At 42.0% G+C, this 21949-nt stretch carries 15 protein-coding genes; 9 read left to right on the forward strand and 6 right to left on the reverse strand.

Annotated features, from left to right (window positions below; genetic code table 11):
• The first annotated feature begins 125 nt into the window (after positions 1-125).
• From tsf to V7K50_RS00160, 8 genes are all read left to right on the forward strand, one after another.
• Positions 126-1070, forward strand: coding sequence for a translation elongation factor Ts (gene tsf / locus V7K50_RS00125; RefSeq protein ID WP_334956094.1), 945 nt, complete (start codon positions 126-128; stop codon positions 1068-1070).
• Positions 1071-1289: 219 nt separating this feature from the next.
• Positions 1290-2153 (forward strand): hypothetical protein, encoded by an 864-nt coding sequence (locus tag V7K50_RS00130; RefSeq protein WP_334956096.1) that lies wholly within the window; start codon positions 1290-1292, stop codon positions 2151-2153.
• 77 nt (positions 2154-2230) lie between these two features.
• Positions 2231-4708 (forward strand): ATP-dependent DNA helicase RecG, encoded by a 2478-nt coding sequence (gene recG, locus V7K50_RS00135; RefSeq protein WP_334956098.1) that lies wholly within the window; start codon positions 2231-2233, stop codon positions 4706-4708.
• A gap of 743 nt (positions 4709-5451) precedes the next feature.
• A complete protein-coding gene (locus V7K50_RS00140; RefSeq protein WP_334956100.1) occupies positions 5452-5862 on the forward strand; it encodes a beta/gamma crystallin-related protein in 411 nt (136 codons plus the stop codon).
• 355 nt (positions 5863-6217) lie between these two features.
• A complete protein-coding gene (locus tag V7K50_RS00145; protein WP_334956102.1) occupies positions 6218-6586 on the forward strand; it encodes a beta/gamma crystallin-related protein in 369 nt (122 codons plus the stop codon).
• 551 nt (positions 6587-7137) lie between these two features.
• Positions 7138-7506, forward strand: coding sequence for a beta/gamma crystallin-related protein (locus V7K50_RS00150; protein WP_334956104.1), 369 nt, complete (start codon positions 7138-7140; stop codon positions 7504-7506).
• Between the two features lie 262 nt (positions 7507-7768).
• Entirely contained in the window at positions 7769-9961 is a 2193-nt protein-coding gene (locus tag V7K50_RS00155; RefSeq protein WP_334956106.1) for a peptidase domain-containing ABC transporter, read from the forward strand.
• 43 nt (positions 9962-10004) lie between these two features.
• On the forward strand, positions 10005-11507 hold the full coding sequence (locus V7K50_RS00160) for an HlyD family efflux transporter periplasmic adaptor subunit (protein WP_334956108.1): 1503 nt from the start codon (positions 10005-10007) through the stop codon (positions 11505-11507).
• Positions 11508-11885: 378 nt separating this feature from the next.
• Here V7K50_RS00160 and V7K50_RS00165 read toward each other — a convergent pair whose 3' ends face one another.
• The 5 genes from V7K50_RS00165 to V7K50_RS00185 form a co-directional block, all read right to left on the reverse strand.
• A complete protein-coding gene (locus V7K50_RS00165) occupies positions 11886-12851 on the reverse strand; it encodes a glycosyltransferase family 2 protein (RefSeq protein WP_334956265.1) in 966 nt (321 codons plus the stop codon).
• 702 nt (positions 12852-13553) lie between these two features.
• Complete coding sequence (locus V7K50_RS00170; protein WP_334956110.1) at positions 13554-14246, reverse strand: manganese catalase family protein; 693 nt, start codon at positions 14244-14246, stop codon at positions 13554-13556.
• 156 nt (positions 14247-14402) lie between these two features.
• Positions 14403-14681 carry a GlsB/YeaQ/YmgE family stress response membrane protein gene (locus V7K50_RS00175; RefSeq protein WP_334956112.1) on the reverse strand — a complete coding sequence of 93 codons (279 nt, stop codon included), beginning with the start codon at positions 14679-14681 and terminating at the stop codon, positions 14403-14405.
• 311 nt (positions 14682-14992) lie between these two features.
• Positions 14993-16375: an oxygen-independent coproporphyrinogen III oxidase gene (gene hemN / locus V7K50_RS00180; protein WP_334956114.1), complete on the reverse strand. Its 1383-nt coding sequence runs from the start codon at positions 16373-16375 to the stop codon at positions 14993-14995.
• A 171-nt stretch (positions 16376-16546) separates the two neighbouring features.
• Complete coding sequence (locus V7K50_RS00185) at positions 16547-17263, reverse strand: biliverdin-producing heme oxygenase (RefSeq protein WP_334956116.1); 717 nt, start codon at positions 17261-17263, stop codon at positions 16547-16549.
• A gap of 893 nt (positions 17264-18156) precedes the next feature.
• Here V7K50_RS00185 and V7K50_RS00190 point away from each other — a divergent pair.
• On the forward strand, positions 18157-20394 hold the full coding sequence (locus V7K50_RS00190) for a DUF1796 family putative cysteine peptidase (RefSeq protein WP_334956118.1): 2238 nt from the start codon (positions 18157-18159) through the stop codon (positions 20392-20394).
• 125 nt (positions 20395-20519) lie between these two features.
• Here V7K50_RS00190 and V7K50_RS00195 read toward each other — a convergent pair whose 3' ends face one another.
• Positions 20520-21935, reverse strand: a complete 1416-nt coding sequence (locus V7K50_RS00195; protein ID WP_334956119.1) for a right-handed parallel beta-helix repeat-containing protein — start codon at positions 21933-21935, stop codon at positions 20520-20522.
• Between the last annotated feature and the right edge of the window lie 14 nt (positions 21936-21949).

Here is a 21949-nt window from a genome sequence, read left to right on the forward strand (position 1 = left end):
GTAGAAGCGAAAAAACTCATACCTGATAATTTCATTATTTTTTCTTCCCCACCCCTGAGTAAGATAGAAATACTCAACACCCGTGAGCGATTACAACTCGAGGTCAAGTTAGGAATTGAGGCAACATGGCGGAAATATCTGCAAAACTCGTCCAAGAGCTACGCCAAAAAACTGGTGCCGGCATGATGGACTGCAAAAAGGCGCTGATAGAAAATGATGGCAACATAGATGAAGCCATCGACTGGCTAAGAAAAAAGAACTTAGTTTCAGCTGGTAAAAAAAGCGATCGCATTGCGGCAGAAGGTCTAGTAGAAACTTACATTCAACCTAGTGGTCGAGTGGGAGTACTCATAGAAGTCAACTGCCAAACCGACTTTGTTGCTCGTAACGAGGCTTTTAAAGCTTTAGTTAAGAACTTAGCAAAGCAAGCAGCGACAGCTGATAGTGTTGAGTCTTTGCTAGCTAAACCCTATATTGAGAATGAAACTGGGACTGTAGAAGAATTCATCAAGCAAACTATTGCCACCCTTGGTGAAAATATCCAAGTGCGTCGCTTTGTTAATTTTGCAATAGCAGAGGGCACACAAGGTGTAGTAGACAGCTACATTCACACTGGCGGTCGAGTTGGTGTATTGGTAGAACTGGGTACTCAAACTGAGTCAGTGGCTGCTAATTCAGAGTTCCAAATCTTGGCACGGAATGCTGCAATGCAAGTTGCGGCTTGCCCAAATGTCGAGTATGTGAGCGTAGACCAAATTCCTGCCGAAATTGCCCAAAAAGAAAAAAACATCGAAATGGGTAAGGATGATTTGGCGAACAAGCCAGATAACATCAAAGAAAAGATTGTTCAAGGACGGATTGAAAAACGCCTGAAAGAATTGGCTTTGCTCGATCAGCCTTACATTCGAGATCAGAGTATTTCTGTGGAAGACCTCTTGAAGCAAGCAAAGGCTCAATTAGGCGGAGATATCCAAGTGACTCGCTTTGTCCGTTACATACTGGGCGAAGGCATTGACAAGCAAGAAATTAGCTTTGCTGATGAAGTCGCTGCACAAATGGGCGGTAAGTAATATTAGTCATTGGTCATTGGTCATTAGTCTTTACCAACGACAAATGACTAATGACTCTTTACAAAACAGGTCAAGCAAATAGCCTGACCTGTATTTTATTTAGTACAGACGCGAAACATCGTATTTAATTTAAAATATAAAATTCTTTGGAAAGTTCTCCTCAAATAAATTCGTACATTTGTACTATGTAATAGTTCACATGGGCAATAACGAGAAGATATGGTAAGAGCAATTGAGCGAATTGAGCAGGATATTGCAGCACTGAAAGAAGCGATCCGCGCGATCGCAGTAGAACTACAAAGCGCTTATGCTAGTTATCTAGACACTTTGGGTATAGCTGTACGAAAACAGTTGATTTTGGCGAGTTACCACCTCTGTACACATGGGTATCCCGAAAAGTTTCTGTATCTGTCATTGAATCAGCGCCAGCAATTGCAACAAGCCATCCGCAAGTTAGGTCAAGTGGGAGCGGAGCAATTGCTCGTTTGTATTAAAAATGAGGGAGATGAGGGAGATGAGGGAGATGAGGGAGATGAGGGAGATGAGGGAGATGAGGGAGATGAGGTAGAAACATCCTCTTCATCTTCTGGACTTCTGAACACCCCTAATTCTCAAACTCTCAGCGCCGACACCTCTAATCCTATAGAACTGGCAAAATGGCAACAGAACTTAGAAGAGGTGACGCAAGAGATACTGAAAAAACTTTCCCATGACGCTAATCTTTTGTTACAAAAAGCTGGGGTATTACCCAAAAAATTACCAGAACCGATTTTAGCAGCTGCGGCGGCTGCGGCATCAGAAGCATCTGCCGAGGTAATGCCAGGGCCACCCAATTTATTAAACTTAGTAATTGAAATTGAAAATGAGCAGCAGTCAGAAGATTCTGGACTGACACAAATTATGGCTATTAACCTGCGGCTAGGGGAAATTGAATTTGCTGATGTAAAACTCTCCTCTGAGCGCAGGCAAATCCGCAATATCTTAGTTCAGCTAAACAAGCTAGGACGAGAGTATCAAAAAAAACATCGGGAAAGAGCGATCGCAGAAGCAGAAGCTGCATGGCGTGCTAGTTGGTTTGAATGAAGTTATGAGTTATGAATTATGAGTTATGAGTTATTTATTCTTAACTGCTAACTCCTCACTCCTTACTCTGCTGACCAATGACTAATGAAAAACCAGATTGGATACGATTGCAAAAAGCCTTGGCCATAGAAGCCGAACGTGGCTTTACAGACTTGGTGGGTAAACAATACCGCTTCAGTGAATTTCTAAGCCTAACTTTGGGCAAATTCCCAACAGGCTTACCCCAAACTGAACGCCGCCGTTGGCAAGGACTAGCGGTGCAATTTGCTAGTTATCCACATCTAGCACTGGAAGAAAGACAACATTTAGTAGCAGAGACTCGGAGGTATCTCTCACAATTACAGCAAGAGGAGCAGGGGAGCAGAGGAGCAGAGGAGCAGGGGAAAATTAATCACTTCAGAATCCCAAATCCCAAATCTCCAATTGTTGCTGAGGTGAGTCGGAGGCTTGCACCAAATATTGAGCAAAAACTCAGTGATTTGCCAGAAATAGGTTTTAAAAAAGCTGATAATTTGGCCAGGCTTGGTTTACACACCGTCCGCGACTTACTTTTTTACTATCCTCGTGACCATATTGATTATGCACGTCAGGTGAATATCCGCGAGTTACAGGCGGGTGATACGGTGACAATAATTGCTACAGTGAAGCGTTGCAACTGCTTTAGTAGTCCCAAAAATCAGAAATTATCAATTTTAGAACTAGTAGTAAAAGATAACAGTGGTCAAATCAAAATTGGTCGTTTTTACGCAGGTACACGTTTTAGCAGTCGCGCTTGGCAAGAAAGTTTAAAACGCCGTTATCCAGTGGGTAGTATTCTGGCAGCGTGTGGGTTGGTAAAAGAAAGTAAATACGGCTTGACACTAGATAATCCAGAACTAGAGGTTTTGGCAAATCCAGGAGATTCCATTGAGTCGCTGAATATTGGGCGAGTGGTGCCAATTTATGGACTGACTGAGGGCGTGGTGGCGAATACAGTGCGACAGGCGGTAATTGCGGCTTTACCTGCTGCGGCTAACTTGAAAGACCCTCTACCAAGTGGTTTGCGGAAGAAGTATGCTTTGATGGAATTGAAAGATGCGATCGCTAATATCCATTTTCCCAGTGATAGTGACGCTTTGAAAGTTGCCCGTCGTCGCCTAGTGTTTGATGAGTTTTTCTACCTCCAACTTGGGTTACTGCAACGTCAACAGCAAGCAAGAGCGATTCAAACCAGCGCCATCCTCGTCCCACGAGGTCAACTTGTAGAGAAATTCTACGAAATACTACCTTTTCAACTCACTGGCGCACAACAACGAGTCCTCAACGACATCCTCAACGACTTACAAAAACCTGCACCGATGAATCGTTTAGTGCAAGGTGATGTTGGTTCTGGTAAAACGGTTGTCGCTGTGCTAGCTATCCTCGCAGCGATTCAATCTGGCTATCAAGCGGCGCTAATGGCTCCCACAGAAGTTTTAGCAGAACAACATTATCGCAAGTTGGTTAGTTGGTTTAACCTCTTACATTTGCCAGTGGAATTACTGACAGGTTCCACCAAAGCTGCTAAACGAAGACAAATACATTCTCAGTTAGCAACTGGTGAATTACCTCTGTTAGTGGGAACCCATGCCTTGATTCAAGACCCTGTAAACTTCCAGCAATTAGGGTTAGTGGTGATTGATGAGCAACATCGCTTTGGGGTAGAACAACGGGCGCGTTTGCAGCAAAAAGGTGAGCAACCCCACGTCTTAACTATGACAGCTACCCCGATTCCCCGAACCTTAGCACTGACGATACATGGGGATTTGGATGTCAGCCAAATTGATGAGTTACCACCAGGGCGGCAAAAGATTCAGACAACAGCATTGTCAGGTCAGCAACGCAACCATGCTTACGACCTGATGCGCCGAGAAATTGCCCAAGGTAGACAAGTTTATGTGGTTTTACCCTTAGTGGAAGAATCAGAAAAACTGGATCTGCGATCGGCTGTGGAGGAGCATCAAAAGTTACAAGAAAGCGTTTTCCCCGACTTTCAAGTGGGGCTACTGCACGGTCGCATGAGTTCAGCCGAGAAGGATGAAGCGATTAGCAAATTTCGTGATAACCAAACGCAAATTTTGGTTTCTACTACTGTTATTGAGGTAGGCGTAGACGTACCTAATACTACAGTCATGCTCATCGAAAACGCGGAGCGATTTGGCTTATCGCAACTGCACCAACTGCGGGGGCGTGTCGGTCGTGGTGCAGCTCAGTCCTACTGTTTGTTGATGAGCAGTTCCAAAAGTCCTGATGCTCAACAACGGCTGAAAGTGTTGGAACAGTCGCAAGATGGTTTTTTCATCTCTGAGATGGATATGCGTTTTCGTGGACCAGGGCAAGTACTGGGAACTCGTCAATCTGGAGTGCCAGATTTTACATTGGCAAGTTTGGTTGAAGATGAAGAAGTTTTACTTTTAGCGCGGCAAGCAGCAGAGAAAATTATAGAGATGGATGTTACTTTAGAGCGCTGGTATTTGATGAAAGAAGAGTTGAAATATCGGTATGAGCGGTTGATGGGCGGGGCGATTTTGACATAATAATTATTGCAAAAATCCGAATACTACTAAATTCGTAATTCGTAATTAAGACCAAAATGAATTTTTTATAAAACATCAACTTATGCAATTGCCTATTTTTGCATACCTTCAAATTTTGGCGTTCTTCGGGATGAGTTTCAAAATTAGCTGACTTTTCACGTCATGTGGAAAAGCCAACGAAAAACCTAACCCCCTAACCCCCTTCCCTTGTAGGGAAGGGGGAAGATTCAAAGTCTCTCTCCTTGTAGGAGAGAGAAATAAAAGCGAGGTTTTCCAGATCCCGTGAAAAGTCAGTCAAAATTAGGACTTACGCAAAACTACACGCGGTAGGGGCAATTCATGAATTGCCCCTACTGTCAAATAACGGTTTCGGCTATTGTTGGCGTAAGTCCTAAAGATAATCCTTTAGTCAGTTGCAGCCCCGTTCTAGCAGTTTATCTAGATTATTGAATCCCCCCATGATTTCTCAAACACCCTCTTAGACTTAGATGGAGAATTTTTTGCACTAAATTCAAATCCCTCAGCAAATCTCATGCTCATACTATTGAGAGATGCAGCAAAAAAAGAAACAATTCACAATCAGGAGTGAAAGGGTTAATAAGCTGACTTTACGCGGATATAAATCTGATAATTTAGCGCCTGAACTCGTTTGCTGTGATTGGCGTGTAAAACTACATGACGAACAGATCAAACAAGCAATTACCTTCAGTTCAAACCCCAATCTAGAACTCAGGAGAAAAACAATGTCTAATATCAATAACCACGGAGTAGATATGAACAACAACACATTAGCCCAATTGAACTTGAGCGCAGTTAAGGAACTTAATGATGAGGTTGCTGCTACCTGTAGTGGTGGTGTTTTTTACAAAAATAGCTCTGACCCAGATGTAATTTTCTTTAGAGATATAAATTTTGGAGGGGATCGACTAGGGCTTAATGCATCGACAGGTGATGGCGATCCCAACATTGGGATAGAGAACGGTGGTGTAAACGGTTTCAACGATCAAGCCTCATCGATTCAGATTATACGGGGTAGCTGGAATTTCTTTACCGACTCAAATTTTCAAGGACAGTCTACTGGCATTCTGGGACCAGGAAACTATAATCTTGGGGCTAATAACGACGCAATCACTTCCGCCTTCCGTGTAGTATAGATTTGACTTAAGAGCAACCTTTTTAGTGATTTTTGTCTAGAGGGCAAAGCTGCCTCAGAGTATATATCTCTGAGGCAGTTGAATATCAGTAGGTTTTGGCTAAAAAATTACTCTGGTGTAAATTTGCACTAAATCCAAATCCTTCAGCAAATCTAATACTATTGGCAGATGCGGCAAAAAAAGAAACAATTAAAAATCAGTAAGGAAAGGGTTAATAAGCTGATGCAAATATAAATTTGATAATTTAGCGCATGGACTCATTTGCTGTGATTGGCGTGTAAAACTACATGATGAACAGCTTAAAATGTGCGATTATGTTCAGTTAAAAGCCTAATCTAAAACTCAAGAGAAAACAATGTCTAACATCAACAACTACGGAGTAGATATGAACAATAAAACTTTCGCAGAATTGAACTTAAGCGCAGTGAAGGAAGTTAGCGATGAGGTTGCTGCTACTTGTGGTGGAGGTAGTGCAAGTATATACCGGGATATTAACTTTAAGGGGGGCGGTATAAAGTTTTTTAACGGTGATTCCAACCTCGTTAATAACAATTTCAACGATACAACCTCATCTATCATTATTACAGGGAATGAAAGATGGAAGTTTTATAGAGACATAAACTATAAAGGACCATCTGTAATTCTCGGACCAGGACGATACTCGTTTGTTCCTAATTACGGTATTCCAAACGATTCAATTAGTTCTCTCAGACGCATCTCATAGATTTTACATCTCTGCATAGGTTCTAAGAACTTTGCTTAGGTAGTAAAATGCCTCAGAGTATTCATCGATTTCTGAGGAATTTTACGATCTCAGTCCTCTGTTAAAACTTCCCTCATCCCCTCTCTCACTTAGAAGAGAGATGCCCTACTCGAAAGGCTACCACTATGTGGTATTTTACGAGTCAAATTCGAGATCAAAGCGATCGCTCGATCCCTCTTGTCTTAAAAAATTTTTGGTTTAGTGATCAATCAAATATCTATCTAAAGTGGTAGAATGTTACAGATGAAAGTGGTAGGATATTACAAAATCAGCTTTTGTGCATTTGTAGCGTAGTCAGGGCTTCAGCCCTAATTTTATGTAACTTAAGTAAGTCGGGGTTAAAAAATCAACCTATGTAACGAAGTATAAAGTCAGGAAAGAGCTTATAAATGAATCGTTCCAGGCTTTTTACAAAACTCAACATACCTTGGTTTTACCGTGCAGACTTACTTAAATGCCGATTAGCTGACAACGCCAAAAAATAAGTATTCACACTTAACTAGGAGAAAAAAATGAAAAAGAACTGCTTTGAAGCAATTTCTACCGTCATCGAACTTAACGATGATGTTGCTGCTACCTGTAGTGGTGGTGTAGCCTATACTGGCAGCAACGACCCAGATGTAATTTTGTATAGAGATATAAACTTCGGCGGCGGTAATCCTCTGGCGGTTAATGCATCAGTAAATGATGGTGTTGCCTACGTTGGTAATAATTTCAACGATCTAACCTCATCTATTGCCATTATTCGGGGTACATGGAACTTCTATCGAGACTCTGGATTTGGGGTTTATCAGACCACTCTCGGACCAGGACTATACTCTTTTGTTCCTAATTCCGGTATTCCAAACGACAGTATAAGTTCCCTCTATCGTGTAGGATAGATTTAACTATACTCTAAGTCTCCCAGAGAGTATTCCAAACGACAGTATGAGTTCCCTTTATCGTGTAGGATAGATTTAACTATCCTACACGATAGATAGAGGAATTTTCCGCAATGGTAAAGCTACCTTCGAGTATACATTTCTCAGATAGTATTAACAATTTTTAGCTATCAGTTACTTTAAGAATATCAATAACTCAGTTAGTAGTTGTTCACTTTTGATTGATAACTATTAACTGTTTACTTACTTTAATAATTGAACAATGAAATACCACAGCATCTTGCAACACAGTGAAGAAGACTGTGGTGCTGCAAGCCTTGCCACTGTTTCCAAACACTACGGACGCACCTTTGCTCTTAACCGCGTGCGAGAAGCAGTGGGCACAGGTTCGCGGGGAACTACACTACTAGGTTTGAGACGGGGAGCAGAAACCCTGGGATTCCACGCCCGTCAAGTCCAAGCGACTCCAGAACTAGTAGAGAAATTAAATGAAGTTCCCTTACCTGCCATCATTCACTGGAAAGGCTACCACTGGGTAGTATTTTACGGGCTAAAAGGGAAAAAATGTATTATCTCTGACCCCGCAGTTGGTATCCGTTATCTCACCTTAAAAGAGTTAATGGCGGGTTGGAGTGATGGTGTGATGCTGCTGCTGATGCCAGACGACAGCCGCTTCTATGAGCAATCAGAAGATAAAATTGGGGGTTTTGGGCGGTTCATTGCCCGGATATTCCCCTATCGTTACCTTTTGATTCAGGCGATCGCTATCAACTTTGCGATCGGGCTATTGTCCCTCGCCTCCCCTTTAATGATGCAACTCCTCACCGATGACGTACTAGTGCGGGGAGATACCCAACTGCTAACAACAGTAGCAATTGGTGTCATTGCCATGAACCTAATTCAAAGTGCCATTGGTTTGGTACAATCTCACTTGATTGGTCATTTTGGTCAACGGCTGCAATACGGACTAATTCTCGAATACGGGCGAAAACTGTTGCGCTTACCCCTCTCATATTTTGAAGCGCGTCGCAGTGGGGAAGTTGTTAGCCGGATTGCAGATGTTCATACGATCAATAATCTAGTTTCCCAAATTGTCCTGGGTTTACCCAGTAAATTTTTTGTCGCCCTGGTTTCCTTGGGTTTCATGCTCTTCTATAGTTGGCAACTGACTCTAGCTTCGGTTACTGCCTTTGTCATCGTCACAGGAGTCAACCTGCTTTTTCTTCCCGCCTTGCGCCAAAAAACCCGCAGCCTCATCGTTAAAGGTACTGAAAATCAAGGCTTTTTAGTCGAAACCTTTCATGGTGTTCAAGTCCTCAAAACCACCCAAGCGACTCCTCAAGCTTGGCAAGAGTATCAGACAAATTTTGGTCGGATTGCTAACTTAGGCTGGACTACGATGAAGTTGGGGCTTTACAGTAGCACAATCACTGGCATTCTTTCCAACTTGACGAGTATTGGCATACTCTGGTTCGGTTCTAGCTTGGTGATTAATCAGACATTATCCATTGGTCAACTGCTGGCGTACAGTGGGATGAGTGGAAGCTTTCTGGGCTTTTTATCGTCAGTAGTCGGGCTAATTGATGAATTTATCACTGCTCAAATTGTCGTCCAACGCTTGACAGAAGTGATAGATGCTACCCCAGAAGATGAAAATGACTTGAAAAAACCTTGGGCAGAAATTTATGGCAACGCAGATATTACTTGTTCGCAAGTGAACTTTCACCATGCTGGTAGAACTGACTTGTTAGAAAATTTTTCTTTAACTATCCCTGGGGGAAAAGTAATCGCCTTAATCGGTCAATCTGGCTGTGGTAAAAGCTCCCTTGGCAAATTAATTACTGGTTTATATCAAGTGCAATCTGGGAATATTCGTTATGGCATATATAACCAGCAAGATTTATCTTTAGAATGTTTGCGGCAGCAAGTAGTATTAGTTCCCCAAGAACCTCATTTTTGGAGTCGTTCGATTGTAGAAAATTTTCACTTCAGTTATCCCCATATTAGTTTTGAGCAGATAGTCAAAGCTTGCCAGATTGCTGGTGCGGATGAATTTATTAGTAAATTACCGGATAAATATCAAACTGTTTTAGGCGAATTTGGTGCAAATATTTCTGGTGGACAAAAACAGAGATTAGCGATCGCTAGAGCAATTGTGACTGACCCACCTATACTAATTTTAGATGAATCCACAGGCGCTCTTGACCCAATAAGTGAAACTCAAGTTTTAGATAAGTTACTTGAACAGCGTCAAGGCAAAACCACAATTATGATTAGCCACCGTCCTCAAGTTATCAAACGGGCTGATTGGATTGTGTTGCTAGAAAATGGACGCTTAAAAATTCAAGGGACTCCAGAAGAATTACGTCAGATTCCGGGAGAGCATTTAAGTTTTATTGATGATATCTATACTTACAATAATGGGTTTAAATCTTCTTTGATTATTCGGAATTAGTTAATATTTATTGGACATTTTAGATATACTCAGCATTGATGTTATGACTAGTAACTCTCAAAAAACTTTTTTACCCCTAGTTCAAGAGAACGAGTTTCTTCCACCAATTAGCCGTTGGACTACATTCGGCGGACTATTTATCGTGTTTGCCTTGTCCTTAGCTATTCCTGTGGCTGCGGTTGTTAAATATAAAGTTACGGTGAAAGGGCAAGCTGTTATCCGTCCTGCGGGTGAGTTGTCAATTGTCCAGACGGCGACAGAAGGACAGGTAATGCAGATTTACGTCAAAGAAAATCAAACGCTGCAAAAGGGAGATAGGATTGCCACTATTGATGACTCTCGACTGCAAACCAAAAAAAACGAGTTACAAACCAATATTCAACAAGCTAGATTACAACTAATTCAAACCGTTCCGCAAATTAATGCAATCGATAGTCAAATTCGAGCTGAAAGCGATCGCAGTAATCGTAGTATCGCCTCTGCTCAAGCTGAATTGAAAGGACGCGATCGCGATCATCAAGACAAAAAGATTACCACTATCAGCGAACTTCAAGAAGCATCAGCCAACGTCAAAATGGCCCAAGAAGAATTATATGCTGGAGAAGCACAGTTACAATCAGCACTAGCTAATCTCCGCGCTACGGAGGCGGCTTTAGGAGCAGCGACATCAAAGCAGAACCGATATGAAAGTGCCGCTAAACAAGGGGCATTATCCCGCGATCAAGTAGAAGAAGTACAACTGGCTGTGAAACAGCAGGAACAAGCTGTACAGGGGCAAAAAGCTACTTATAAGTCCCAAGAAAAAACAAATGCACGCCTAAAACAAGCTGTTTTCGGGGCGATTGCTAAACGCGATCGCGCTCAAGTAGCCCTTAACCCAAGCAATGCAGAGATAGCAATGGCCATTGAACGCATTGCTCAAGAAAAAGCCTCTGGGGAAGTGAATAAAGCATCCTTAGAAAGAGAACTTCAAACACTTCTCAAACAGAAAATTGAAACTGAAAAACAATTAGAGCGCGAAGAGAACGACTTCAAGCAAGTTGAAATCGACCTGAAGCAAACTACTATTACCGCTACAGCAGACGGGATTATTTCCAAGCTAAATTTGAGAAACCCCGGTCAAACTCTGCATGCAGGGGAAGAAGTTGCCCAAATTGTTCCTAGTCACGCACCTTTAGTTATCAAAGCAGCCGTCGGTTCTCAGGAAAAAGGTCAGGTAAAAGTCGGTCAGAAGGTGCAAATGCGAGTTAGTGCTTGTGCTTATCCTGATTATGGTACTCTCAATGGCGTTGTCAAGGCGATGTCACCAGATGCTGTTAGTTTGCAAAAAAACGATGCAAATACTGATACGAACTCTACCCCCAAAGCAACTGCTGTAGGTGCTTTTTACGAAGTCACAATTGAACCAGAGAAACTTGCTATAGGTCGTACTACAAAGAAATGTCAAGTTCAATTGGGTATGGATGGCAGAGTTGATATTATTACCCGCGAAGAAACTGTACTGCAATTCTTGCTCCGCAAGGCAAGGTTAATGACAGATTTCTGACGTTAAATGTATTTTAGAGGATGTTTGAAAAGTCCTCTTAGGGACTGCCAAATAAAAAATATCCAATTAACTCCTGTGGGGTGGGCGTCTCGCCCGCCCAGTCTATATGGCAATACGGTTCAGTTAAGGATTTTTGGTATTGATTTTAGACCTGTAGAGACGCGAAATTTCGCGTCTCTACCAAGGATTTCGGGCTTAACTGAACGGTATTGGTCTATATGGCGGGCGAGACGCCCACCCCACAATATTGGATAATTTATTTCTTGGAGTCCTTTTATCAGTAGCAAAACGTTTTATGTCCCCCTAAATTCACGCCACGTACTTCAAATCGGCAAAGCCACCCAACGCAGTGGCTCCCGTTAAAAAAGGGGATCTTAATCACGATGCTTGCTGCATTTCAGCATAGGCTTGATAAACACCCTTCACGTTGTACCAGTTAAGAAAAATTCTGGCAATTTCTAAAGCCAATTGCGGTTTACCTAAGTTAATTAGCCATTGCAATAATGGAGCCATTGTCCGTTCATTAAGTCCGCCATTGAGTGACAAAATTCCCCAAAGTAACCGATGCAACCAAGTCATTTGAATCATCATTCGCACTTCCCATATAGGATGCTTTTGATAAAACAAAACTCCCATACGTCCGCGTTGAATTTCTTGGTCAATCAATCGGGGAATTTGCTCTAAGTTAAATGCTGGATGCCAGTGATATCCTACGGCTTCGGGACATTTAATTAGTGTCAAACCTAGTTTTTTCAGCCGCACACCTAGTTCTAAATCTTCCCAGCCATATAGTTGGAAACTGGTGTCAAAAAGTCCGGCTTTGTCTAGCCAATGTTTAGGGATTGCTACATTTCCCGTAGCAAAAAAAGCTGCTGAAAAATCTGTGACTTTGTAGGGTTCAGCCGTTGGGTTGTCGAAATTACAGGTATTAATAACTGCACCGTAAGTGAAAAAGCGATCGCTCCTTAATTTCTCCTGTCCCTGCAATAATGCATTAGCATGAGCTTGCAAGAAATTATCCAGCACTACTAAATCACTATCGATAAAGATAATTGTATCTCCCTGCGCCTGTTTTACTCCCAAATTCCGAGCCGCAGCAGGGCCTGCATGATCTTGCTGAAACCATCGCACATGGGGAAACTCGTCTTTGTGTACTGCTAACCACTCCAATGTGCCATCAGTAGAACCATCATCCACCAAGACAATATCGTAACCAGTAACCGAGGTTGGCTGACTTAACTCCTGCACCTCCAAAGCGCGGAGGCACTTTTCTAAAATCGGCTGGCGATTATAAGTCGGTATCACAACGCTGAAAAACACAGTCTCACCCACAACACTACCCATCTCCAGAATAGGACAGATGGGACGCTGACACTGTTCCTTACCTGATTCTGGTTGAGAAAATAGCAAGGGATATTAACAATTCAAAATTCAAAATTCAAAATTCAAAATTAAAGACATTTCAGACGAACGCGAATGCGTCTCCAAGAGTTGAGAAGTGCCAAGCGATAAGTTAAGAGCGTTGTGGCAACTTCGGGGGATTTAAACCCCGATGCTTCCTGAGCGTAGCCGTTGGCGCAGCCTCTCGTAGAGAAGGACTGAAATGGCTGCTACATATAGATTGCAGGTTCTTAAACCCTTTAGTGTACGATAATTTTGAGTTAATTAATATATAATCTAAGCTTAATTATTGTCAACTCAGAAGTTTTATCGATAAAAACCAATTACAGCAGATTTCAGGTAAATGAAGTACATATATAAAACCCAAAACCTTATAGAGACGTAGCACTGCTACCTCTCTACGTGTATTCCATTAGAGCGCAATCGGTTGTAACTCAGCTATTATTTAAAAATAATAGGTTTTTACACCAGCCCTGTCAATTAAGTGTAGTAATCAAATACTTAGCCAAAATTCCCGACTTCTTAGAAAAGTCGGGAATATTTTTGTTTAGGCTATTAACTCACCGGGTAATTGGGAGTTTTTCAGAATCTGCCAAAAATATCTTTGCTTCAAATCAACCTATACTCTAACTGCAATTTATGCAATTAAGACTGACTTTCTAGGGGATTAGCAATATATTTGAATGTTGGCTCAGAATTCCAAGGGCCACGCTCATCTTTACCATCACCGTTTGTAGATAGGTTGTAGTAGAGAGCAACAGTTTCATCTGGCTTAATATTACCAAAGAATGGATCTGTCAACTTATCCAGCGAATCTAGAGCTTTCATAAACATCTGGGTATGAGAAATTTCTCGGGTTAACAGATGGACTAAAGTCTCTTGAGTTCCTTTGTCAGTTGCCAACTTAATCAATGCTTCGTAAGTCTGACGGGCGCCAGCTTCAGCTGCAATGTTAGCTCTTAAATCACGCACTACATCTCCACCCTCATTCAAGTAATTTGCAGTCCAAGCACTACCCTGACTATCTAGAAAATGAGGCCCCATGCCTCGGACTGCAAATAGGGTACTCTTATAAGCCTCTGTTTGATCCACATTTTTGGTATGAGCTTCAATGAGCTTACCAACCATTTCTAAATGGCTGAATTCCTCGATTGCAATGTCTTGGAGCATATCTTTAATTCCAGCATTTTCGACATGGAATGATTGAACCCAATATTGCAAAGCTGCACTAAGTTCACCAGTAGCTCCGCCAAACTGCTCTAGAAGCAACTGAGCAAAACGAGGATTTGCTTCATTAACGTTAACTGCATGAATAGGCTCTTTCTTGTGGAAAAACATAGATTTACACTTCCAAAAATTATGATCTTAGAAAAGGGATTGAGTTGTCTCCTAGTATTTTTTCCAGATAGAGCTAATTTGATGTTTGATAGCTTCTAAAACTGGTAAACTAGAAGATTGATAAAATCCAGTAAGTTGATAACTGTTGATCTGCGATTAAGCATTGCTGCTTCTTCTGATTAATCCCCATAGATAAATAGCAACAATTGCGCCAAGCACAGCCACTAAAATACCAGGAATAGTTAAACCAGCGCCAGCCGCAGTAATTTGCAGAGTTCCTGTTCGTAGCAAGGTAAACACAGTTCCACCGACGAAAGCACCAATGATACCCAAAATCATTGTGGAGAGAATTCCACCGCCTTGATAACCAGGATAAATAGCTTTAGCGAATGCACCTGCCAAAAGTCCTAAAACTACCCAAGCAATAATACTCATAACTGCCTCATCAATCTCACTTGTATCTAAGTTATCAACTCAGATTCAAAATTCTTTCTACCAGATGGGATAAATGCTAAATCCAAAAGTTAGACAAATTGGATAAGAATTTATATTTCTACTATGAGAACTTTAGATGTAATAGAACATCTATGTATATAAGTTTTTTATATCCATCTGAAGATTGAAAACATTATCTAACTTTTTGGAGATGCGTCAAAATATTGGTTAATAAAAATATCAGATTAATTTAGATCCCCGACTTCTTAAAGAAGTCGGGGATCTGGGCAGCAACATTTGCAGGAGTGAAATCAAATAGCGCGGGAAAATTTTGTGTCTCGCGTTCTTGTATGAGTATCAAATATAACGGCAATATTTCTTACTAGTAATCTACCGATGTCTGTAATCTGGATCTGATTTTTTGATAAACTGACTAGGCCATCGGCTTCTAGGGGTTTTAACGCCTCTAATTCCTCGGAGAAATATTCATCAAAACTGATATGATATTTATTTTCAATGTCTTGTTTGTGCAACTGAAAGTGAGACATAATGCCCATAATCACATCCCGTCTGATGATGTCATTCTGAGTAAGCTTGATCCCTTTACTAACAGGTAAAGCACCCGATGCAAGTGTCTGATAATAATCCTTTAGTTCTTTGTGGTTTTGGGCATAAGCATCTTCTAGCATACTGATGGATGTGGCACCGAAGCCAAATAATTCTGTCTCGGCGTGGGTAGTGTAGCCTTGGAAATTGCGTTTTAGAGTGCCATTGCGTTGAGCGATCGCTAGTTCGTCATTAGTTTTAGCAAAATGATCCATCCCAATAAATAGATATTGGTTATTCGTCAATTCTTCAATGGTCATTTTCAGAATCTCTAACTTTTCTTCGGCTGGGGGTAGCGCCTCTTGAGGAATATTTTTTTGTGTAGGTTTGAGCCAGGGTACATAGGCGAAGTTAAAGACTACAATTCGATCGGGATCTAACTCAATAGTTTTTTTCAGCGTCTCTTGAAATGTCTCGCGGGTTTGATAAGGTAAACCATAAATTAGGTCTACATTCACACTTTCAAACTTAGCTTCCTTGACCCAACTCATGACATCAAAGAGCATTTCTTCTGGCTGGACACGATTTACAGCTACTTGAACTTGGCGATTAAAATCCTGAATGCCAAAACTAATGCGGTTAAACCCAATCTGTCTGAGAAAGAAAATATAGTTTTTATCGATATAGCGGGGATTAATCTCAATTGAGATTTCTGCTTGTGGATCGATGTTGAAATAGCGATTAATGTTTTTCCATAAAAATTCTACTTGGTGAGGCTCTAAGTAATTAGGAGTACCGCCTCCCCAATGGATTTGCAGCACTTTTCTGTCTGGATCGATTAAGGCTGCGGTGTTTTTGATATCTTGAACCAAAGACTCCACATAAGGTTTAGCTATATTCTTGTTGTTGGAAATTACCGTGTTACAACCACAGAAGTAGCAAGCACTTTGGCAGAAAGGAATGTGGAAATATAAAGAAAGAGGGGTTTTGCGTTGGTTCGATGCTGCGATCGCGGCCTTAAAATCAGTTTCGGTGAATGTTTCGCTTAACTCTGTAGCGGGGGGGTAACTGGTATATCTGGGTGCGCGAGTGTCGTACTTTTGAATCAAATCCAGATCAAACTTGACACCAGGTAATAGAAAAACCATTGAGTTGCTTTCCAATGAATGTATGGGGGACTGGGGACTTGTACTGAGCGTTCGCGTAGCGTCTCGTAGAGAAGCCGAAGTATTGGGGATTGGGGACTGGTAGAGAGGGGAGAATTATTGAACAAGTTTCTTTCTAATGCCCAATTCCCAATGCCCAATGCCCAATAAAAATTAATTAGCCGCAGCTATTTCAGTGCTACCTGAATTCTGAGAACGAGTGAGGCTATTAAACAGAACTTGACCGAGTGCTTTGATTAAACTTCCCTCTAACTCTTGAGCCATCTGTAAATTGAACCCAAAGGCATTATTAGCTTCTGCAACAATCCGTTCTGCTGTTATATCATGAACGGGTAAGGCATTTAATGCCTGACGATACTTATCCTTAAATGCCTTTTTATCAGGAATTTGCTCAAAGTTATAAAAGGATGTGCCTTCATAGCCAGAAAGCTTCAAGGCTGACTGAGCAACTTTTTGTAGCATTTGACCCCCTGAGAGATCGCCCATGTAGCGAGTGTAGGCATGACCTAACAATAAGGCTGGTTCAGTAGCAGAAATTTCCCGAATGCGGTCAATGTAGCTCTGGGCAGCAGGTGAGGGTGTAAGTTGCTCTCTCCAATTATCCCCATAATAGAACACCATGTCTTTTTCGAGTGAGGATTGGCGATTAAGTTCGGTAAAGTAAACTGCACTAATCACAGGATGATCTCTGTGGCTCTCTAATGTTGCTTCTAGTTCGCTGTAGACGTAATACAAGTTGCTTAAGAACTTGGCAAAGCAGTCTCTATCCACAACCCCTTGCAGAAAACATTTCATAAATCCCACATTTTCCGCCGATGTGTGGGCTTGTTGAGTTCCAGAGCGCAGTTTGATGGCTAGATTGCTACTCATTGTTGCTTCCTTAATGTTCAAGCGCAAGGTTTCTGGGCAGTCACCGACTCACTATGCCTGCCAAGACCAGCTAAAAAATTGTTATTGTAGGTTTAGAGAGGATCTGCATCATTCTATCCAGCAAGTACCACTGCCGATGCAAATCCCAGCTATTTTTATTCTCCTAAGATTATTTAACTATTAAGTTATATATAACTATGAAGATATTAATATTTATTTATGTTTTCCTGATGCTGATGTTCAGGCACATTAGACATAGGGGACTGACAAATAAAAAAATACTAAACTACTTATAGCGGTTCCCATTCAGATGCGGTACAAGATTATATCGCAAGGTGTAAGGGCACGGCACTGCCGTGCCCCTACGGGTGTACCTCACGTAAACGAGAACCGCTATATTGTGGGGTGGGCGTCTCGCCCGCCCCACAGGATTGGGTAATTTATTTCTTGTCAGTCCCTAGGAGTGAAAAAGAATTGTTTTGACGTAGCAGTGCTACGTCTCTACAAGGGTTCTGGGTAACGGATATTTAATTTGTGGAGATGTCTATTACTCGCAATTTATTTTTAATAACTTAACCGATGTCCTCAATAGTATTCCGTGCTATTGAAGGAAAAATTTAACTTAATCTTATCCTTTTTTTGATTTGTTCTTAGTTGTGCCAAGACTTTTAATAAAATATATTCTATTAAATTAGTATTAAATCTTCTATAAAAATCTGATTTTTTTGGAAAAGCCTGAGTGCTGGTAGCTTTGGGTGATGTAAATTAGAGCTTCAGTATACTTAACAAGATTCATACCGGATTCTTAAGAGTTCTATGTGATATCGTCAAAGTAGGTTTAAGGATTCAGCCCGACTGTTTGGTATCGTCATCACGAAATCAGGATAAACTCTATGTATCGATTCCAGATCAGTGCATACACGCAAACGGGTGAATCTATCGGTCTTGTCGGTTCGACTCCAGAGTTGGGATTGTGGGACATTACCAAATGTGTCCACCTGCGTACAAGTGGCGATCGCTATCCCTTATGGTGGACAGATATAGACATTCAAGAGTCAGGCGATCGCCAAAAAGTTGAATATAAATACCTGCGTCTTGATGCAAATGGTAACGCCCAATGGGAGAGCTTACTAGATACCAATCGCTGGATTCCCATTGAGGCTAACAATCATTCCAGCACGATTATTGTGGATGATGGCGCATTCGGTTATTTACAACCTTACCCTTTTGGATACATTGAGGAGCCTGTTGTCAAGATGCCCCTGGATGAAGGGAGGGAGAGGCTCAAAATTGTGGTCATTGGTAGTTCCGTCGCATTAGGTCATAAAGCCTGGTTTTTGAAAGGTTGGGTCTGGCTGTTGGGGCAAGCTTTGCAGCAAAAATATGGGCATAAACTGGTGAATGTGTCGGAAGTGGGGGCGAATGTCACCAGAACCATCGCCCGATTTCCCTCAGTTGTCACTCCAGAACAACCAGATATTGTAATCATTGCCCTCTCCCTGGGCAACGAAGGGCTAGCCTACTGTCCCCCTCACGAACGGCGGGCAGTACAGCGACGGTTTGAAAGTGGGTTGCAGCAGCTTGTGAAAATGACACGAGACATGGGAGCAATTCCCATTTTGGGCGGAGTCTATCCCAATGGCGACTATTCCCAAGAACATTACTCGCTGATCCGAAACACACACAACCGAATGCTAACTTGGGGCGTGACTATATTAGATTGGTTGGCAGCTGTAGATGATGGTCAAGGACGATGGAAAGCGGGGATATCCTTCGATCCGGCTCACCCAAACACCCTCGGTCATAGCCTGATGTATCAACAGATTGACCACAATCTCTTCGACATCAATAAAGGCGCATTAGCAAAAGAAAAACAACGCTTCCGACAACCAAGTGAATTCCCCATCTACTTTGACAATGCCGGCTTTCGGATCTCTGTCGGTATGGAAGAGAAGCGTTTACGAATCATTAATCCATCACAATACAGCTACACCATCGCTCCCTATTGGCAGGAACTACAAACTGTACTGCAAAGTAAAGCTGGATTGATACCGGGTATCTATATTGCCAAGGATACCCAGCCAGGAACGCTCCCCTTTTTTGCCGTGCAGGAGGATGGCGCGATCGCAACGACAGTAAAAATCCCCCCTGGTGCCGACCTAGAATATAGCACCGCCTTCAATCTCTTTTCGCCGAAAAACTCACAAGTTTTTTTCTATGACGGGGATCTGGGGATTTTGCAAGGGGGCGAACGCCAACTCTGGGTGATCAACGAATCAGACAACGAGTACAACATCCAACCAATGTGGACGGAGGTTTGCAACGCACTTAAGGCTATGCCATCGGGTGTCTATGAAGATCCGCTTCATCCCAATGCCCCCTTTCACACCATGATGATTGGTAACAATGGGCTAGAAAGTCGGGTGAAAGCACCACCTAAATCTGCGCTGTTTTTCCAGTATAAATGCAAATTATCAGATATCAGCCGCGTGGCCATTCTTCCCCTTGGCGATCGCTGTGCCATCCGCATGATGCTATATAAAATGGAGTACGATGGACCCGCCTTTCCCTTTGATCTAACCCGTACCACCAATATTGCAGATGTTGCCGATGCCATCGAACACGGTTTTGATGATATGTGGAACCCTGCCTTTCTACACTACAGTCCCGATGAAGGTAGAATTTACCACAGTAAGTGGTCAGGCTTATCTTTTGCCCATGAAGTCGAAGAGACAGACGACCCCACGAGCGAGATGTCTCCCGTCTATGAACGGATGCGCGTTCGGTACACAGCACGCTCCCAAAGGTTTTGGTACGCACTGCGACACTGTGACCAAGTGCTTTTCGTCCGTACAGGAATTAGCGATCGCAATGGTGTCATTGATCTGCTCAACAAGCTGCAAAAACAATGCCAGGGGAAACCATTTAATCTCTTGCTTCTTTCTCCCCAAAGCGATGATGAGTTTTTAGACCTTCCCAACCTGCTGCACTACGATGTCGAGTTTAATCCCGATCGGATGTATGACGATTTGGGACACTGGATGTACTGTACAGAGGTGATGCGAGGAATTTTGGAATCCCTTGGGGTGTCCAGCAAAAACCTCTTCTGGTGTCCACCGAAAATAAGCTAAAACACATCTAATTTGCAGATTAAAATTTTCTCAACATCTTGTGGGGTGGGCAACATGAGCGCCTTGGTTATGCAACTTCAATGCCGATTAGCTTACCGAAGGAGTGAGAGGCGATCGCCTTCTTGCTAACGAGAACATCCCATTTTGATGAGTTTCCCTTGCAAACGATAAGTCAGTGTCCCACAAGCAAAACCTGCCGATTTCGGCTCTACATAAGTCCGCGTTGGCGGATTTTGTTTATCTAGCCGCGATTTCCAATCACTAGACATTTTTTCGAGAGTGGGATACTTCCTTAAAAACTCTGAGTCTGCAACAATATCGTGAGGACCCTTAACACTTATCTTAGAAGTATTCATATAGATATTATAATCATAAGTAACGTTTTGGTTTCTAGTGTTAATATTAATATCCTTACCAGGAAAAGCATAGAGAATATTGTTTAGAATTTTTACGTCAGATGACATCCGAGCAAATATTTGTCCTCCTTTAATTTCTGGACTTTGATTATTTAAAACGGCTGTGTTATTTACAATATCAACATGATCGCTTAGAAATGCATGAATACCCGACCCACCATTATTAAATGTCAGATTGTTTTTAACTAAAGTCCGTCCTTTATATGCACCCAATTTGGGATTGTTCTCATTTCTTGAACTATCGATAATAATCCCATTGCCGTCTGTGATCTTTCCAACTGCAATCCAAGGGATGTACATCCGATTGTTGTAGGCCTTGTTGTTGGTGACAAACATCTTGTATCCCTGGTTGTTGTCAAAATTCCAATTGCTCAACATCGAAATGCCACTGCAACCATAAACGCTATACCAGGCATTATTGAACACCACGTTATTATCTACTGTCACATAGTCCGATTGAATCGCTGAAATGCCTCCACCTCCACAATCGTGTACCTTGTTGTTGAGAATACGTATGTGGTGACTATGACCATTTTTTCGTCCATCCACGGTGATGCAGTTTCCGCTCGTCAGGGGGTTTGCTTTGTTAGTCTTCTGACTCATCGCATAATCAAGGGTTATATTGGCATTGTTTCCCATAACCTCCAGCCCGTTGATCTCGATATATGAAGCTCCATTTAAAGTCTCGATCCCGTTCCATGTATTATGCTGAATTTTTGGGGAATTCCCAGGATATGCTTTATATCTAATCCATGCATTTGCAGTTCCAGAACGTTTAATACTTAGTACACTCCCAGCTTTGGGTGAATTTGTGTATAATCCGTTCATAATCAATACTGTATCGCCAGGATTGGTAAGGTCTGCTGCCTTTTGAATTGTCCTAAAGGCGGATGAAGTAGAGAGTCCGCTATTATTATCCTTTCCAGTACCACTAACATAGTATGTTTTCCCAGTCACTTTAGCGCTGATTAACTCGCGGCTGGATGGGATTATTTCCTGGTTAGTAGTGGATACCTGACGGGCGTTTTCAACTAAAGATACTTTTATCCTTTGTCCCTGAGCTAAAAGACTTAATACTATGGGAATTGCAAGATATGCACTTAAACTGAAACCTTGAATTACCACAAGCAAAGGCTCCT

It is taken from the genome of Nostoc sp. (assembly GCF_036917135.1).
GTDB lineage: Bacteria > Cyanobacteriota > Cyanobacteriia > Cyanobacteriales > Nostocaceae > Nostoc.

What these genes read in the sequence shown, in the direction of transcription:
- tsf (WP_334956094.1), top strand. Translation starts at nt 126, where the DNA reads ATGGCGGAAATATCTGCAAAACTCGTCCAAGAGCTACGCCAAAAAACT.
- V7K50_RS00140 (WP_334956100.1), top strand. Translation starts at nt 5,452, where the DNA reads ATGTCTAATATCAATAACCACGGAGTAGATATGAACAACAACACATTA.
- V7K50_RS00190 (WP_334956118.1), top strand. Translation starts at nt 18,157, where the DNA reads ATGTATCGATTCCAGATCAGTGCATACACGCAAACGGGTGAATCTATC.
- V7K50_RS00130 (WP_334956096.1), top strand. Translation starts at nt 1,290, where the DNA reads ATGGTAAGAGCAATTGAGCGAATTGAGCAGGATATTGCAGCACTGAAA.
- V7K50_RS00165 (WP_334956265.1), bottom strand. Translation starts at nt 12,851, where the DNA reads ATGGGTAGTGTTGTGGGTGAGACTGTGTTTTTCAGCGTTGTGATACCG.
- V7K50_RS00155 (WP_334956106.1), top strand. Translation starts at nt 7,769, where the DNA reads ATGAAATACCACAGCATCTTGCAACACAGTGAAGAAGACTGTGGTGCT.
- V7K50_RS00170 (WP_334956110.1), bottom strand. Translation starts at nt 14,246, where the DNA reads ATGTTTTTCCACAAGAAAGAGCCTATTCATGCAGTTAACGTTAATGAA.
- V7K50_RS00175 (WP_334956112.1), bottom strand. Translation starts at nt 14,681, where the DNA reads ATGAGTATTATTGCTTGGGTAGTTTTAGGACTTTTGGCAGGTGCATTC.
- recG (WP_334956098.1), top strand. Translation starts at nt 2,231, where the DNA reads ATGACTAATGAAAAACCAGATTGGATACGATTGCAAAAAGCCTTGGCC.
- V7K50_RS00160 (WP_334956108.1), top strand. Translation starts at nt 10,005, where the DNA reads ATGACTAGTAACTCTCAAAAAACTTTTTTACCCCTAGTTCAAGAGAAC.
- V7K50_RS00145 (WP_334956102.1), top strand. Translation starts at nt 6,218, where the DNA reads ATGTCTAACATCAACAACTACGGAGTAGATATGAACAATAAAACTTTC.
- V7K50_RS00150 (WP_334956104.1), top strand. Translation starts at nt 7,138, where the DNA reads ATGAAAAAGAACTGCTTTGAAGCAATTTCTACCGTCATCGAACTTAAC.
- V7K50_RS00185 (WP_334956116.1), bottom strand. Translation starts at nt 17,263, where the DNA reads ATGAGTAGCAATCTAGCCATCAAACTGCGCTCTGGAACTCAACAAGCC.
- hemN (WP_334956114.1), bottom strand. Translation starts at nt 16,375, where the DNA reads ATGGTTTTTCTATTACCTGGTGTCAAGTTTGATCTGGATTTGATTCAA.